We start from the raw sequence: 1,155 nt of genomic DNA on the forward strand, positions 1-1,155 counted from the left end.
AACGTGAGCGTAGTGACGAATGTTCGAGTTGTACTCAACGTGCGCGGTGTTGATGGTGATACCGCGAGCTTTTTTCTTCTGGAGCGCTGTCGATCTTGTCGAATTCAACTACGGCCGAACCGAAAACTTCGGAGCAGACGCGAGTCAGAGCAGCGGTCAGAGTGGTTTTACCGTGGTCAACGTGACCGATGGTGCCAACGTTGACGTGCGGTAGGGAACGATCAAATTTTTCTTTAGCCACGACAATTAACTCCTAGCCTAAAGGGGCTGAATCAGCCTTGTTTTTTGGTTACGGATTCGACGATGTGCGACGGAGCCGTATCGTATTTTTTGAATTCCATAGAGTAGCTTGCGCGACCCTGGGACATGGAACGAACGTCGGTCGCATAACCGAACATCTCACCCAGTGGAACCTCGGCACGGATAACCTTGCCGGACACTGTGTCTTCCATACCCTGGATCATGCCGCGACGACGGTTAAGGTCGCCCATTACATCACCCATATAGTCTTCAGGCGTAACAACCTCTACCGCCATGATCGGCTCGAGCAACTCACCACCACCCTTCTGGGCCAGTTGCTTGGTCGCCATGGAAGCAGCCACTTTAAACGCCATCTCGTTGGAGTCGACGTCGTGGTAAGAACCATCGAACACGGTAGCCTTCAGGCCGATCAGCGGATAGCCGGCAACAACGCCGTTCTTCATCTGCTCTTCGATACCCTTCTGGATAGCCGGGATGTATTCCTTAGGAACCACACCACCTACTACTTCGTTCAGGAATTGCAGACCTTCCTGACCTTCGTCAGCAGGAGCAAAACGGATCCAGCAGTGACCGAACTGGCCGCGACCGCCGGACTGGCGAACGAACTTGCCTTCGATTTCGCAGTTCTTCGTGATGCGCTCACGGTACGAAACTTGAGGCTTGCCGATGTTGGCTTCGACGTTGAACTCACGGCGCATCCGGTCAACCAGGATGTCCAGGTGCAACTCGCCCATGCCGGAGATGATCGTCTGACCAGTCTCTTCATCAGTCTTAACGCGGAAAGACGGGTCTTCCTGAGCCAGCTTGCCCAGTGCGATACCCATTTTTTCCTGGTCATCCTTGGTCTTAGGCTCTACGGCAACCGAAATAACCGGCTCCGGGAAGTCCATACGA

At 53.8% G+C, this 1,155-nt stretch carries 2 pseudogenes; both read right to left on the reverse strand.

Features of this window, described 5'->3' with window-relative positions:
* Nucleotides 1-241 (reverse strand): annotated as a pseudogene (locus HT737_RS12300) (GTP-binding protein); the annotation flags it as partial.
* A gap of 31 nt (nucleotides 242-272) precedes the next feature.
* Nucleotides 273-1,155, reverse strand: a pseudogene (gene fusA / locus HT737_RS12305) (elongation factor G); the annotation flags it as partial.

Source organism: Pseudomonas sp. MD195_PC81_125, from assembly GCF_014060985.1.
GTDB classification, from domain to species: Bacteria; Pseudomonadota; Gammaproteobacteria; order Pseudomonadales; family Pseudomonadaceae; genus Aquipseudomonas; species Aquipseudomonas parakoreensis.